This is a genomic window from Nocardioides albertanoniae, assembly GCF_006716315.1.
In the GTDB taxonomy this organism is placed as follows: domain Bacteria; phylum Actinomycetota; class Actinomycetes; order Propionibacteriales; family Nocardioidaceae; genus Nocardioides; species Nocardioides albertanoniae.
The window spans coordinates 2246222-2261348 of record NZ_VFOV01000001.1 but is presented as its reverse complement, the minus strand read 5'-3'; the positions used below and the strand labels follow the sequence as shown (position 1 = coordinate 2261348).

Genomic DNA, 15127 nt, shown 5'->3' with positions numbered 1-15127 from the left:
ACCTAACGCACCCCGAGGAGGTGGTCCATGGCCAGCTGGTCGAGATGCTCGAACCCGTAGCCGCGCGTGGCCATCCCCGCGATGTCGTACGTCTCCTCACGAAGTGTCGCCAACGACTCTCCCTCGGCCAGCGTGGGCGTGGCCAGCTCCGGCACGCTCGACGCCTCGAGCGCAGCCGTGACCGCCGGGTCGGAGCGGAACGCGGCCGACTTGGCCTTGAGCGCCAGGTAGTTGCGCATGCAGCCGGCGGCCGACGCCCACACGCCCTCGTCGTCCTCGGTGCGCGGCGGCTTGAAGTCGAAGTGGCGCGGCCCCTCGTAGCCGGCGGTCTCCAGCAGGTCGACGAGCGCGAAGGCTCCGCGCAGGTTGCCGGCGCCGAAGCGCAGATCCTGGTCGAAGCGCGGCCCGTGCTGGCCGTTGAGGTCGAGGTGGAAGAGCTTGCCGGCCCACAGGGCCTGCGCGATCCCGGCGGCGAACGACATCCCGGCCATCTCCTCGTGGCCGACCTCCGGGTTCACCCCGACCATCTCGGGATGCTCGAGGCTCTCGATGAAGGCCAGCGCGTGCCCGATCGTCGGCAGCAGGATGTCGCCGCGGGGCTCGTTGGGCTTGGGCTCGATCGCGAACTTCAGGTCGTAGCCCTGCTCGACGACGTAGTCGCAGAGCAGGTTCACGCCCTCCTGGTAGCGGTCCAGCGCGGAGCGTACGTCCTTGGCGAACGCCGACTCGGCGCCCTCGCGCCCGCCCCACATCACGAACGTCTCCGCGCCCATCTCGGCGGCGAGGTCGATGTTGCGGGCAGCCTTCGCGAGCGCGAACCGGCGCACCGAGCGGTCGTTGGACGTGAAGGCGCCGTCCTTGAACACGGGGTGGCCGAAGAGGTTCGTGGTCACCATCGGCGTGCACAGGCCGGTCTCGGCGAGGGCCTTGCGGAAGCTCGTCAGCGCGGCGTCGCGCTCGGCGTCGGTGGCGTCGAAGGCGAAGACGTCGTTGTCGTGGAAGGTCACTCCCCAGGCGCCGAGATCAGCGAGCCGGCGCACGGCGTAGGCAGGGTCCATCGGCGGCCGCGTGCCGGGGCCGAAGACGTCGACCGCCTCCCAGCCGACGGTCCACAGGCCGAAGGTGAACTTGTCCTCGGGGCGTGGAGTCAGGTCGGTCATCGTGAGTTCCTCTCGTTGGTTCGTTCGATACGTGTGGCGACCTGCCGTGGGTCGGAGGTCGTCACTCGGTGGACCGGGCCGGTGATCCGCACCTTCGCCCGGTCCGCTCGCTCTGCTTCGACGTCGTGCGCGGTGCCTGCGCCGGGGATGCCCTCGGCGACGATGACCTCGGCCTTCTCCTCAGCGGAAGCGGCCGCCCACACCTCGACCTCGCCCGGCTCGACGACCTTGACCAGGTCGCGGCCGGTGAACGCGAACCGCGCGGCCGGTACGTCGAACTCGACCGTCGCCTGCTCCCCCGGCTCGAGCCACACCCGCTGGTAGCCGAGCAGCTGCTCGACCGGGCGCGGCAGCGAGGCGAGCACGTCGCGGCCGTAGAGCTGCACCACCTCGGATCCCGCCATGGAACCAGTGTTGCGGACACTCACCCGGGCGTGGAACCGCCCGTTCGAGGCAACTTGCTGGTCCGTGCGGAGCTCGGAGGTGGCGTACGTGGTGTAGGAGAGTCCGAAGCCGAACGGTCTCACCGGGGTGGAGTCGGCCACGGTCACGCCCGAGGGACCACCGAGCACGGGGTGGAGATAGGTGTAGGGCTGGGCACCGGCCGAGCGCGGCAGCGTCACCGGGAGCCTGCCCGAGGGGTTGACGGCTCCGGTGAGGATCCGGGCGATCGCGGGGCCACCCTCCTCCCCGGGGAAGAACGCCTGCAGCACCGCCGCGGGAGCGTCGGCTCCGTCGAGCGCCCAGCCGATGGCGTACGGCCTGCCCGTGACCAGCACCAGGATCGTCGGAGTGCCGGTGGCGACCACGGCCTCGACCAGCTCGCGCTGCACGCCGGGCAGGTCGAGGGAGTCGGTGTCGTTGCCCTCGCCCACGGTGCCGATGCCGAACAGCCCCGCCTGGTCACCGGCCACCACGACGGCGATCTCGGCTCGTTCGGCCGCCTCGACGGCCTCGGCGAACCCGGTCGTGTCGGTGCCCGCGACCTCGCAGCCGCGTACGACCTCGACCTCGGCGGCGCTCAGCTCGGCCGCGATCGACTCGGCGATCGTCGGCACATCGATACCGAGCGGAACCTCGGGGTGATGGGCGAGCACGTGGTTGGGGAAGGAGTAGCACCCCATCAGCGCCTCGGCGCGATCGGCGTTGGGACCGATCACCGCGATCCGGGCCGGAGCCTGGGTCGGAGCCTGAGACATTCGTGCCGACTCGATGCGATCTTCTGGGACATTCGCGCCGGGTCGCGCCAGGGGCAGCAGCCCGTCGTTGGAGAGCAGGACCACCGACTCCTCGGCAAGACGCCTCGCCACCGCGCGGTGGGCCGGAGTGTCGAGATCGATCGCAGCGGGCGGCTCGTCCTCGAACGTCTCCTCGAGCAGGCCCAGCTCCTCCTTCGCCGCCAGCGCCCGGAGCACTGCGCGGTCGACGAGCGACTCGTCGACCTCACCGGCCCGCACCAGGGCGGCCAGCGGCTCCAGGAAGGCGTCGCCGCTGGGGAGCTCGACGTCGATCCCGGCCTCGAGGGCCAGGGCCGCGGCGTGCCCGCGGTCGGCCGCGACCCCGTGCATCAGTGCCAGGAAGGCCACCGAGAAGTAGTCGGCGACCACCGTCCCGTCGAAACCCCACTCCTCGCGCAGCAGCTTCGTCAGGATCTCGTCGTTGGCCGCCATCGGGACGCCGTCGAGATCGTTGTAGGAGTTCATCACCGAACGCACCCCACCGTCGAGGACGGCCATCTCGAACGGCGGCAGGAACACGTCGGCCACCTCGCGCGGACCGGCCGAGACCGGGCCGTGGTTGCGGCCGGCACGCGAGCCGGAGTAGCCCAGGAAGTGCTTCAAGGTGGCGTGGGTCCCGGCGGACTGCAGGCCCCGGACGTACGCCGTCCCGACCGTGCCCACCAGGTAGGGATCCTCGGAGATCGCCTCCTCGCAGCGCCCCCAGCGCGGGTCACGGATCACGTCGAGCACGGGCGCGAGCGCCTGGTGCACGCCCAACGTACGCAGGGAGGAGCCGATCAGCGACGCCATCTCCTCCACGAGATCAGGGTCGAAGGCGGCGCCCCACGCCAGCGGAGCCGGGAAGCACGCCGCCTTCCACGCGGCCACCCCGGTCAGGGTCTCCTCGTGGACCAGGGCGGGGATGCCCAACCGGGTCTCGCTCAGCAGGCGGCGCTGCTCGGTCCACAGCCATCTCGCACGATCGACGGGATCGACGGGTCGGGTGCCGTAGACGCGCGTGAAGTGCCCGATCCCGTGCTCGGTGACATCGGCGAGCTTGTCCGGCGTGCCCGCCGACATCTCTTCTGCCAGCGGCGCCACGACCTCGTCGCCGTGGTCGATCCAGTAGCCGACGAGCTGCGCCAGCTTCTCCTCCAGTCGCATCCGCGCGTGCAGCTCCTGCACCCGCTCGGACACGACCGGCCATGCACGCTTGTGTGCCTCGCTCATCCCTTCACCGCTCCTTGCAGTCCGGAGACGATCCGGCGTTGCAGTGCCAAGAACAGCACCAGCGCCGGGATCATCGCGATCGTGGTGAACGCCAAGACACCGGCGGTGTCGGCGGAGTGCTCGGTGGAGAAGTCGGCCACACCGAGCGGCAGGGTGCGCATCTCGCCCTGGAGCAGCAGCAACGGCAGGATGTAGGCGTTCCACGAGGTCACGAACGCCAGCACCGCCACGGTGACCAGGCCCGGCGTCGAGAGCGGCAGGATGATCCGCCAGAAGAGCCCGATCCGGGAGGCTCCGTCGATGAGCGCCGCCTCCTCGAGCTCACGCGGCAACGCCATCAGGAACGGCCGCAGGATCACCACCGTCAGCGGCAACGAGAACGCCGCCTGCGGCAACGCCACGCCCCACCAGGTGTTGCCCAGCCCCAGATCACGCGAGATCAGGATGAACAACGGGATCACCGCCACCGCCGCGGGGAACAGCAGCCCCAGCACGAAGACCATGAACAGGGCCTCCCGGCCGCGGAAGCGATAGCGCGCCAGCGGATAGGCCGCCATCACCCCGAACACGACGGTCACCACGGTGGTGATGACGGCGATGACGGTGGAATTGAGGGCGTAGGTCCAGAACGGGGCGCCGCTCAGCACGCCGGCGTAGTTGTCGACCACCCACGGGTCGGGCAGTGCGGTCGGGCGCTCCGCGATCTGGCCGTTGGTGCGAAAACCGCCCAGCGCGCCGTAGAGCACCGGGCCGACGGTCAGCGCGACCGCCACCAGCGCGACCAGGTAGACGACGATGTTCGTCGAGCCGTTACGCCGCCTCGGCTTCAACGAGACCTCGCTCATGCCTCCTCCTTGGTGTCGCGACGCAGCACGACGAGCTGGTAGGCCAGCGCCATCACGAAGGCGATCGCGAACAGCACGACCGAGGCCGCACCGGCGATGCCGTAGTTGTGCCGGTTGGTGCCCTCGTCGACGAGGTAGGTCGCCATCGTGGTCGTGGCGTCCGCCGGGCCACCGCCGGTGAGCACCCAGATCATGTCGAAGCACTGGATCGAGCCGATCATCGACAGGAAGCACCAGGTGCGGATGGTCGGGCCGAGCAGCGGGATGCTCACCCGCCACTGGGTCTGGAACCAGCTCGCGCCGTCGAGCTGGGCCGCCTCGTAGAGCTCCTCGGGCACGCTCTGCAGCCCGGCCAGGAAGAGCAGCACGGCCAGCCCGAGATACTTCCAGGTGAGCACCGCGAGGACGACCCACAAGGTGACCTCGGGGGTGCCGAGCCAGCCCTCGTCGGGCGGGGTGAGACCGATCCCGCCCATGATCGCGTCGATCAGGCCGTAGTCAGGTTGGAGGAGCTGGAACCAGATGACCCCGGCGATGACCTCGGCCAGGACGTAGGGGACGAAGATCAGCGTACGCAGCAGCCCCTGCCCCGCCATCCGGCGGTTGAGCAGCAGCGCGAGCGCGACCCCGAGCGGGAGCTGGACGATGATCGAGCCGACCACGATGACCAGGTTGTGGATCACCGCGTCGGTGAAGACGTCGTCCTTCAGCACGTCGGCATAGTTGGCGAACCCGACGAAGTCGTCGAGCGGGCCGAGGCCGTTCCAGTCGTAGACGGAGAACCGCACCGCACTCAGGACCGGCCAGGCGATGAACAGCGCCATCAGCGCGAGCGCGGGCGTCACGAAGAACGCGATCTCGGCGCGCTGACGCCACGGGGTCGACCTGGGCGAGGTGGTGCGAGGCGGTGCCGAAGGAGGCGGGGTGGTGCGGTGCGGTCGCCCCGAGGCGACCGCACCGAGCATGTGTTCCGAGCTCACCAGAGGACCGTCACTTCTCCTTGTCGGCGGCTTCCTGGGTCGCCGTCACGACGTCCTCAGGGGTGGCCTTTCCGGCGAAGAGCAGTCCGATCTCGTCGTTCATCGCGCCGCCGACGGACTCACCGAAGGCGGTGTCGAAGTAGAGCTGCACGAAGGGCGCCTCGTCGCGCACCTTCAACAGCTCGGCCAGGGCCGGGTCCTTGACCGAGGAGCCGGCCGCGGGCACCGTCGGCAGGCCCATGTCGTTCTCGGCGAAGCCCTTCTGGACGTCGTCGGAGAGCAGGTAGTTGACGAGGTCGACGGCCTTGTCGGGGGCCTCCTCGGAGACCGCCCAGGCATCGCCGCCACCCAGCTGAGCTGTGGGGTCGCCCTCGCCGCCGTCGACAGCCGGGAACGGGAACCACCCGGTCTTGTCACCGAGCCCCTGCTTGTCCTCGGTGATGCCCTGCATCACGCCCGGCTCCCAGTGGCCGGCCAGCTCCATGGCGACCTTCCCCGTCGCCAGCAGACCAGAGGCCGAGGTCGGTCCGGTCTGCGAGGCCGTGGAGAGGAACCCCTTGTTGAACGGCCTCTCGGCGACGATCTGCTCGACCGTCTCCCCCGCCTTCTCGAAGCACGGGTCGGAGAAGTCCAGGTCGGCGACCGCGGAGGTCAGCGTCTCCTGCGAGCAGCCGCGCAGTGCGGCCGCGTAGTAGTAGTGCGCCGCCGGCCACAGGTCACCGCCACCGAGGGAGACCGGCGTGATGCCGGCCTTCTCGAGCTTGTCGAAGGCGGCGTAGAGCTCGGGCATCGTCGTCGGCGTCTCGGTGATGCCCGCCTTCTCGAAGAGCTCGGTGTTGTACCAGAACCCGACCACACCCATGGAGAACGGCAGGGCGTACGTCTTCCCGTCGACCTGCCAGCCGGCGGCGCTGCCACCGATCTGCTCGATGATGTCGGCGGAGTCCTTCGAGAGGTCGCGGGTCAGCCCGGCCTCGACATGGTCGGCGAGCTCGCCGCCACCGCGCTCCATGTAGACATCGGGGACGTCACCGCTCTGGAATGCGGCGTCGAGCTTGGTGAGCATGTCTTCGTGGGCGAAGGCCTCGACCTTGACGTCGACGCCCGGATTGGCCTTCTCGAAGTCCTTCGCGACCTGCTCGTAGAACCCCTTGCCGGGCTCGTTGTTGGAGTTGTGCCACCACGTGATGGTGCTGTCGCCGCCACCGGAGTCGCCCGAGCCGCCACAACCGGTGGCGGCAATCATCACTCCGGCGCACAGCGCGGCGAGCGCCTGTGTCTTCCTCGACATCTTGGGACCTCTTCGTCTCAGCTGCGGATGTTTCATGTGACTGCCGCCACATTGCTGGGTCGAGCATGGCGTTCCGAAGAGGCTGTGTCAATCGTTATCGATAACGTTTTCGTCGATGGTTATCGAACACGGCTCGTCTGGGCTACTCTCAGCCCATGAGTACGCTCGATCAGCCACGACCCCGTCGGGTGACGATCACCGACGTGGCCCGGGAGGCCGGCGTCTCGGTGGCAACGGTCTCGAAGGTCATCAACGAGCGCTACGGTGTCAGCGAGTCGACCTCGGAGAAGGTGCTCGCGGTCATCGACCAGCTCGGTTACCAGTCGTCACTGATCGCCTCGAGCCTGCGCCGCAAGAGCACCCGCGTCATCGGTGTGCTCGTCGCCGAGTTCGAGCCCTACTCGGCCGAGCTGCTCAAGGGCATCTCGGCCGGCCTCGACAGCACCGGCTACGAGCTCCTCGCCCACGCGGGCTCGACCGGCGTCCACAACCACAGCGGATGGGAGCGCCGCTCGCTCTCCCGCCTCGGTCACACGCTGATCGACGGCGCGATCGTCGTCACCCCGTCGATGATCATCACCGACGAGACCACCATCCCGGTCGTCGCGATCGACCCCCACACCGGGCCGGACGGGCCGATGACCGTCGACGCCGACAACGTGACCGGCGCGAGGCTCGCCGTCGACCACCTGGTCGGCCTCGGCCACCAGCGCATCGGCTTCCTCGGCGGCCGCCCCGACCTCCGCTCGGCCGCGTTGCGCGAGCAGGGCTATCGAGAGGCACTCCACGCCGCCGGTCTCAGCGTCTCCCCCGACCTGATCCGGGTGGGTGGCTACCGCCCCGAGCTCGCCGAGGCGCCGGCCCGCGAGCTGCTCTCGCTCCCGGACGGGCTGCGCCCCACCGCCATCTTCGCCGCCAACGACATCTCCGCGATCAAGGTCATCGAGGTGGCCGGCTCGCTCGGTCTGCGCGTGCCCGAAGACCTCTCGGTGATCGGCTTCGACAACGTGCCCGAGGCCCGCGACGCCACTCCCCCGCTCACCACCGTCGCCCAGCCCCTCCACGAGATGGGCCGCGCAGCGCTCGGGCTCCTGCTCGAGCTGCTCGAGGGCAAGGAGACCGAGCGCCATCTGCGGCTCCCGGCCGAGCTCGTCGAGCGCAGCAGCACCGCCGCACCCTCGAGCGACTGAAGAATCTCAGCCGCGCGGGCGTACGACGCGGAGACCGGCGATGTTGCCCTGCAGCAGCGTGCCGTCGGGAAGGATCGTGCCGACCATCTGCAGGGTGTCGGCCAGCGGGCCGAGGCCGAGGTGGGTCAGGCTGAGCTCGCGGCCGGTCTCGGGGTCGATCCTGGCCAGCTGCCAGCGCCAGCCGCCGGCGGAGCGCTTCACCGTGTAGAGAACGTTCTCCTCGCGCGAAAGCCTGGGCACGGCGGCCGAGGCGGTGTCGTTGGTCCACCTCGTGCGGCAGCCGTCGGGGCTCACGTCGATGCGGGTCATGCCGCCCACGAAGTCGGCCTTCTCCGGGTCGGCCGGGTCGGCGTGCTCGGTGGCCTGCGCCGGATAGGGGTAGCCGTAGGTCGACGCGAGGTAGACCGACCTGCCCCAGGCCACCGGCGAGTTCTCGGTGCCCGAGCTCTCCGGGCCCAGGATCGGCAGGCGGCACACCTCGCGCCCGTCGTCGGCCCGATAGACCAGCAGCCTCTCGCGCGGGCGGGCGTTGTCGGTGATCGCGACGTAGTCGCTGCCGCTGCGCGGGCCGAAGAACGTCGGCGTCGACCCCGACCCCCAGCTGAGCTGGCCGGGCTTGCGCGCCGGCCCACGGTCGTACGCCCGCCGCCAGACGACGTCGACGCCGGTCGCGGTGCTGCGCAGCAGATAGGTGGCGTGGTCGGAGGTGACCGCGGTGCCTCGCGTCGAGGTGGCGATCGAGTTGGCGACCTTCTCGCTGCCGTCGCCGAGCGTGACGAACCGGGTCTCACCGCCTGCCACCGCGTAGCCGGCGCGCCCCTGAGACGTCGCGAACCAGATGTGGCCGTCATAGCCCGGCCCGAGCGTCGTGACCGCGTCGCCCTCCGGCAGGTCGACCGGCTGCTCCTGGTCGACGGTGATCCGCCAGCCGAGGGCGGTGCGCTCGTGGTCGAGCCACCTGATCGACCCGGATCCGTCGACGGTGACCAGGCGGTCGCGGTGGTCGATGTAGGCATAGACACCGCCGAGCAGGTCGCCTGCCTTCAGGTGGCGGCGGGCGACCGGGAGCCAGGTGTGCGGGTCGATCAGATAGAGGCTCGGTGCTCTGTCGGCGTACTCCGTGCACAGCGCCTGCACCATCCCGTCGCGGCCCGCCAGGATCGTCGGGCAGACCGCGGGCAGCGTGACCGGCCACCCCGGGCGCGCCTCGGCGCCCGGCCCCGCCCAGGCGGTCGTGTCGGAGGCCGCCGAGTCACCGTGCATGCCGGCGGTGCCGTCGGGTCCGGCGTAGGGGTTGGGCGGCTCGCCCGGCCCCGCGCTCGCCGGCGCCCCGAGCGCCATGACCAGGACACCGGCAAGCAGCGTGACGACGCATCCTCGAAGCATGCCGAAGAACGTAGCCAGTCCCCGCCCCTGACGAGGCGGGGATCCAGCAGACGGGACACGCCGCTAGACGTGGCCGGTCGCCGAAGCACGCCTCCTCGAGAGAGCATCGACGCTGGCCGCGACCAGGAGCACCAGACCGGTGACCATCCAGACCGTGCCCTGCGGCTGGTCGAGCAGGCCCATCCCGTTGTCGATGACCGCCACGACGGTGCCTCCGATGACGGCGTCGATGACCCGGCCCTTGCCACCGAAGAGCGAGGTGCCGCCGATGACGGCCGCGCCCACGGCGTAGAGAAGGGTGGTCTCGCCGCCCGTGTTGGGGTTCACCGAGTTGGTGCGACTGGCGATCATGATGCCCGCGACCGCCGCCATCGTGGAGCAGAGGATGAAGCAGGACAGGCGCACGCGGAACACGTTGATACCTGCCCGACGGGCCGCCTCGGCGTTGCCGCCGACCGCATAGACGTGGCGTCCCCACGCCGTGCGGGTGAGCATGAACGTCAGCACCACCAGCAGGGTGACGATCACCAGCAGCGAGACGGGCACGCCCTTGAGCGAGGTCAGCGCCGGGTTGCGGCTGCGCTCACCTGAGAGATAGCCGACCACCGCGAGCACCACGACCGTCAACAGGCCGGACTTCAGCGCCCAGAGCAGGATCGGCTGCACCGTCAGCCCCTTGGCCCGTCGGCGAGCGTCGGTGAGGAAGGTCGTGGCCCCGTAGCTCACGATGCACACGACCGCGAGCGCCCAGCCGAGCCAGACCGGCAGGTTGGCGTTGTTGAGCCCGTTGATGAAGTCGTTGCGATAGGCGATCGTGCCGCCCTCACCGATCATCGAGAGCAGCACGCCCTGCAGGCCGAGGAACGCCGCCAAGGTGACCACGAACGACGGGATCCCGAGCCTGGCCACCAGCAGCCCGATCAGCAGACCGATGATCGCGCCGGCGACCAGGGCGGCCAGCAGCGCCGCGACCAGCGGCCAGTCCTGCCTGGTGAGGAAGACACCGAGCACCCCGGCACAGGTGCCGCCCGCGAACCCCGCCGAGAGGTCGATCTCCCCGAGCAGCAGCACGAAGACGAGGCCCATCGCGAGCACCGTCACGCCCGCCGACTGGCCGATCAGGTTGGCGAAGTTGAACGAGTTGGTGAACTGCTCGGGCCGCAGCGCCGAGAAGACCACGACCAGCGCGATCAACCCCAGCACCGCGGGCAGCGAGCCCACCTCACCACCCTTGAGCTTGGCCAGGTAGGACCGCAGGATGCCGGCCAGCGAGTTGTCGGGCATCGGGTCCGGCGAGGCCGGATCGGCCACCGGTCGGTCGTCGGTGTCCACACTCATGCGGCCCCTCCCTCGGGCACGACGCCGGTGGTGATGGCCTGCACGACCCGCTCACGCGTCGTCGAGGCGACATCGATCTGGCCGACCATGCGACCCAGATGGAGGACCGCGACGTCGTCGGCGACCTCGAAGACGTCGTTGAGGTTGTGGCTGATCAGCAGCACGCCGAGGCCACGGTCGGCCAGCCGCCTCACCAGCCGGAGCACCTGCTCGGTCTGGGCCACGCCGAGCGCCGCGGTCGGCTCGTCGAGGATGACGAACTTGGAGTTCCACAGCACGGCCCGGGCGATCGCCACCGTCTGACGCTGGCCACCGGAGAGGGAGGCCACCGGCGTACGCACCGATTTCAGCGTACGCACCGAGAGACCGTCGAGCGTCTCGCGGGCGCGCTGCTCCATGGTGTCCTCGTCGACCAGCCGCAGCCGTCTCATCTCCCGGCCGAGGAACATGTTGTGGACGACGTCGAGGTTGTCGCACAGCGCGAGGTCCTGGTAGACGACCTCGATGCCGAGCGCGGCGGCGTCCTTCGGACTGGTCACCTTCACCGGATCGTCCTCGAAGAGGTAGTCGCCGGCATCGAAGAGATGGATGCCGGCCACTCCCTTGACCAGGGTGCTCTTGCCGGCACCGTTGTCACCGACGAGCGCGGTCACGCGGCCTGCCCGCACCGAGAGATCGACGCCGCGCAGGACCTGCACGGCTCCGAAGGACTTCTCGACGCCGCGCAGCTCCAGCAGCGGGCTCACTGAGGGACGCCGCTCTCGTCGCACAGGTCGGCGATCGCTCCGGCGCAGACCTCGGCCGCGTCAGCCTGACCGTCTTCGATGACGGTCTTGACGGTGTCCTTGGTGACCCAGACGGGCTCGGCGAGGACCGAGGGAACGTCCTTGCCGGCCTCGGTGTCCTCGACCGTGCCGGTCGCGAGCTTCTCGGCGGCGCCCTCGTCACCCTTGATCAGCGCGATGGCCAGGTCGGCGGCCGCCTTGGCCTCGAGCTCGGTGTTCTTGTAGACCGTGCCGCACTGGAAGCCCTGCAGGATGTTCTGCAGGCCCTCGACGGAGGCGTCCTGCCCGGTCACCGGGATCTTGCCCTGCACCTTGTTGGCCTTCAGCCGGGCGATGATGCCGCCGGCCATGGTGTCGTTGGCGGAGACGACGCCGTCGATCTTGCCGCCGTTGGCGGTATACATCTGGTCGAAGACCTGACCGGCCTTGGTGGCGTCCCACTCGCCGGACTGGTCGCCGACGAGCTTGTAGGTGCCGTCGTCGATCTTGGGCTCGAGCGCCTTCTCGTAGCCCGACTTGAACAGGGCGGCGTTGTTGTCGGTCGCCGCGCCGTTGACGTAGACGATGTTGCCGCCCTTCTTTCCCGCGGCGGTGATGCACTCGTCGAGCCCGGTGCCCATCAGCTCGCCGACCTTCACGTTGTCGAAGGAGACATAGTAGGAGGCGCCGCCGTTGAGGGTCAGCCGGTCGTAGTCGATGCTCGTCACGCCCGCGTCGGCGGCCTTCTTGAGGCAGGACGCACCCGATTCGGAGTCGAGGTTGGTGATGATGATGACCTTCACGCCCTCGTTGATCATGCTGTCGCACAGCTGACCGAACTTCGCGGTGTTGCCCTGGGCGTTCTGGACCGTGGCCTTCAGGTCGGCGTCCTTGAAGGCCTTCTCGAGGTTGGGGCGGTCCTGCGACTCCCAGCGAGGAGACGTCGTCGCGTCGGGCAGGATCACCCCGACGTCGGTGCCGCCCGAGCTGCCCGAACCGCCTCCGTCATCGGATCCCCCACCACATGCCGCCAGCGAAGCGGTCGAGACAGTAGCGACCGCGGCGACCGCCATCAGGCGGCCGAGCTTGTGTGTGTTCATTCGTCGGACTCCTCAGTCCTGAGTGTTCCCCGCATGTGATCTATGTCACGTCGACGTGCAAACCTATCGCTTCAGATAACGGCGTGGAGGGTTTCTGAGGAGAACTCGGTGCCGGTTTGATAACTCCCGTATGCCTCGCGGCCACCGTCGGTTGTTAACGTGCGACGCCACTCCCCCAGCCACCCGATGCCACATCCACATAGAACTGCGATCAGTTGACCGCCATCTCGGATTCCTCCACCTCCACGACCACGCCGACGGCCAGCGAGCCGAAGAGCCCCAAAACTGGGCAGGCCGGATCGGGCCACATCAGCGAGATCCACGGCCTGCGCGGCATCGCCCTCGCCCTCGTGGTCGCCTTCCACCTCTTCGGCAACGGCCGGGTCTCGGGTGGCATCGACGTCTTCCTCGTCATCTCGGGCTTCCTCGCCACCCGCTCGCTGGTCGGCAAGGCCGAGCGCGGCCAGGTCAGGCTCCGCGAGCACTACGGGCGTACGTTCGCGCGGCTCGCCGCTCCGGCGCTGCTCGTGCTGGCTGCGACGGCGGCGCTGATGGTGGTCTTCATCCCGCAGACCCTGTGGACGCAGACGACGCGCGAGATCATCGCGGCCGCGACCTACACGCTCAACTGGGAGCTCATCTCCGGCCAGCTCACCTATGGCGCGGCGGGGCCCTCCTCGACACCGGTGCAGCACTTCTGGTCGCTCGCGGTGCAGGGCCAGTTCTTCCTGGTCTGGCCGCTGGCGATCCTCGCGCTCGCCTTCGTGCTCCGCGGCCTCAACCGTGTCGTGGCCCGCGGCCGGCTGCGCCTGGCTCCGGTGCTGTTCGTGCTGACCGCTCTCGCGTTCGCGGTCTCCTTCGCCTACGCCATCAAGGTCTCCGGCGCCGACCAGGCCGCGGCCTACTTCAACTCCATCACCCGCTTCTGGGAGATCGGTGCCGGCGCCCTGACCGCGCTCGCGCTGCGCCGCCTGAGCCTGCCCGAGACGATCAAGCCGTACGCCGCCTGGGCCGGCCTCGCCCTCGTGGTGACCTGCGGGTTCGTGATGGACGGCGCCGACCACTTCCCGGGGCCGCTGGCGCTGTGGCCGGTCGCCGGCGCACTGCTGGTGATGGTCGGCTCGACACCGTCACCGCGCGGGCCGCGACGCATGCTCGAGACCCGCCCGCTGCGGTTCGTCGCCGACATCTCCTACGAGCTCTACCTGTGGCACTGGCCGCTGCTGATCGCCTGGCTCTACTACACCGGCGGCGAGCGCCACACGATCCCGTCGGCCGCCGGGGTGCTGATCGTCTCGACGCTGCTGGCCTGGGCGACCAACCGGCTGGTGACCCGCCAGGTCCAGACGTACGTCATCAAGCCGGGCGGCTCTCGTGCCCTGGTCGCCACGCTGGCCGCGCTCGCCGTCGCCGTCGGCGTCGGCGGCAGCGGGATGATCGCGATCGACCACTCCGAGAAGCGCGCGATCGACGCAGCCGCCCAGCTCGCCAGCGCCGACCCTTACACGACCGCGTGCCTGGGTGCGGCCGCGATGGCGGCCGAGGCGTCGGGCGAGTCCTGCGAGAACCCCGACCTGCGCGGCGAGCTGATCCCCGCGGTGGCGGCGATCGGCGAGGACGACGACAACCGCAGCCAGTGCTGGTCGTTCGAGGAGCGCCCGGTGCGTTTCAGCGCCTGCCCCAACGGGTCGGCGAAGGGCTACGAGAAGCGGCTGCTGATGGTCGGCGACTCCCACGCCGTCGCCCCGGTGGGCGCTCTCGACCTGATCGGCAAGCAGCGCAACTGGCGCATCGACGTCGCCTCCCGCGCCGCCTGCCACTGGAACGCCCGTCCGCTCGGTCAGAACGTCGGTGACAACCGCCCCGCCTGCGCGGAGTGGAACAAGCAGCTCGAGTCCTACCTGCGCGCACCCGAGCAGAGCGACCTCGACGGCATCATCGTCACCCACTCGGCACGCAAGACCACCAAGCCGGAGGCCGGCGAGACTCCCTACGAGTCCACCGTCGACGGACTGGTCGAGGCGTGGAGCCACCGGCCCTCGAGCGACGTGCCGGTCATCGCACTCCTCGACAACCCGATGTTCGAGCCCGACAACGCCGACTACCTGCGCACCACCCTCGGCTGCATCCAGCGGCACACCCCCGAGACCGCGGGCGAAGCCTGCGGCCGACCCCGCGCCGACGTGCTCGTCGACGACCCGCACCCCGACGCGGTCGCACGCGACCCCAACGCCCACGTCGTCGACCTGACCCGCTTCTTCTGCGACGAGAGTCTGTGCCCGGCGGTGATCGGCAACGTCGTCGTCTACCGCGACGGCAACCACATCACCTCGCGCTACGCCCGCACGCTCGCGCCCTATCTTGGGCCGGAACTGGCCAAGATCATCGACTAGGGCTGTGCCTGGTTTGAGGCTGTTGTTGCGTGGGGCTGTTTGCCGCCGACCCGTACGCGGAGGGTGTTTCGCGCCGGTGCCCGGAGTCAAGGACGGCCTGCGGCCGCCGGCTTCGCCGGTCGCCTTCGGCGATCCTTGACACCGGGCACCGTCGAGAATTTTGGCTGTTGATCGGGTCGGCGGCAGGGGTCTGGTACGACATTTTGGGTTGGGTGCCGGGCTGAGAATGG

11 protein-coding genes are annotated in these 15127 nt (G+C 69.6%); 2 read left to right on the top strand and 9 right to left on the bottom strand.

Annotation, left to right across the window (positions count from 1 at the left end):
- Positions 1-2: 2 nt before the first annotated feature.
- The 5 genes from xylA to FB381_RS10730 are packed head-to-tail and all read right to left on the bottom strand — an operon-like array spanning position 3 to position 6726.
- Complete coding sequence (gene xylA, locus FB381_RS10750; protein ID WP_141780289.1) at positions 3-1160, bottom strand: xylose isomerase; 1158 nt, start codon at positions 1158-1160, stop codon at positions 3-5.
- On the bottom strand, positions 1157-3610 hold the full coding sequence (locus tag FB381_RS10745; protein ID WP_141780288.1) for a beta-xylosidase/alpha-l-arabinosidase: 2454 nt from the start codon (positions 3608-3610) through the stop codon (positions 1157-1159). The genes xylA and FB381_RS10745 overlap by 4 nt, the downstream gene beginning before the upstream one ends.
- A complete protein-coding gene (locus FB381_RS10740) occupies positions 3607-4455 on the bottom strand; it encodes a carbohydrate ABC transporter permease (protein WP_141780287.1) in 849 nt (282 codons plus the stop codon). The genes FB381_RS10745 and FB381_RS10740 overlap by 4 nt, the downstream gene beginning before the upstream one ends.
- On the bottom strand, positions 4452-5435 hold the full coding sequence (locus FB381_RS10735; RefSeq protein ID WP_246088058.1) for a carbohydrate ABC transporter permease: 984 nt from the start codon (positions 5433-5435) through the stop codon (positions 4452-4454). The genes FB381_RS10740 and FB381_RS10735 overlap by 4 nt, the downstream gene beginning before the upstream one ends.
- A gap of 10 nt (positions 5436-5445) precedes the next feature.
- Entirely contained in the window at positions 5446-6726 is a 1281-nt protein-coding gene (locus FB381_RS10730; RefSeq protein WP_141780286.1) for an ABC transporter substrate-binding protein, read from the bottom strand.
- Between the two features lie 155 nt (positions 6727-6881).
- On the opposite strand from FB381_RS10730, the gene FB381_RS10725 reads away from it, so the two are divergent.
- Positions 6882-7916, top strand: a complete 1035-nt coding sequence (locus FB381_RS10725; RefSeq protein WP_141780285.1) for a LacI family DNA-binding transcriptional regulator — start codon at positions 6882-6884, stop codon at positions 7914-7916.
- 6 nt (positions 7917-7922) lie between these two features.
- Here FB381_RS10725 and FB381_RS10720 read toward each other — a convergent pair whose 3' ends face one another.
- The 4 genes from FB381_RS10720 to FB381_RS10705 all read right to left on the bottom strand — a co-directional run bounded on the left by FB381_RS10720 (position 7923) and on the right by FB381_RS10705 (position 12504).
- Positions 7923-9302 (bottom strand): hypothetical protein, encoded by a 1380-nt coding sequence (locus tag FB381_RS10720; RefSeq protein ID WP_141780284.1) that lies wholly within the window; start codon positions 9300-9302, stop codon positions 7923-7925.
- 63 nt (positions 9303-9365) lie between these two features.
- Positions 9366-10640 carry a sugar ABC transporter permease gene (locus FB381_RS10715; protein ID WP_141780283.1) on the bottom strand — a complete coding sequence of 425 codons (1275 nt, stop codon included), beginning with the start codon at positions 10638-10640 and terminating at the stop codon, positions 9366-9368.
- A complete protein-coding gene (locus FB381_RS10710; RefSeq protein WP_141780282.1) occupies positions 10637-11386 on the bottom strand; it encodes an ATP-binding cassette domain-containing protein in 750 nt (249 codons plus the stop codon). The genes FB381_RS10715 and FB381_RS10710 overlap by 4 nt, the downstream gene beginning before the upstream one ends.
- Complete coding sequence (locus tag FB381_RS10705; RefSeq protein ID WP_141780281.1) at positions 11383-12504, bottom strand: sugar ABC transporter substrate-binding protein; 1122 nt, start codon at positions 12502-12504, stop codon at positions 11383-11385. Before FB381_RS10705 ends, FB381_RS10710 begins: the two co-directional genes overlap by 4 nt.
- A gap of 215 nt (positions 12505-12719) precedes the next feature.
- Between FB381_RS10705 and FB381_RS10700 the strand changes: the two genes are divergently transcribed.
- The gene (locus FB381_RS10700) at positions 12720-14897 is read left to right on the top strand and encodes an acyltransferase family protein (RefSeq protein WP_141780280.1); all 2178 of its coding nucleotides are present in this window, start codon (positions 12720-12722) and stop codon (positions 14895-14897) included.
- Positions 14898-15127 lie beyond the last annotated feature (230 nt).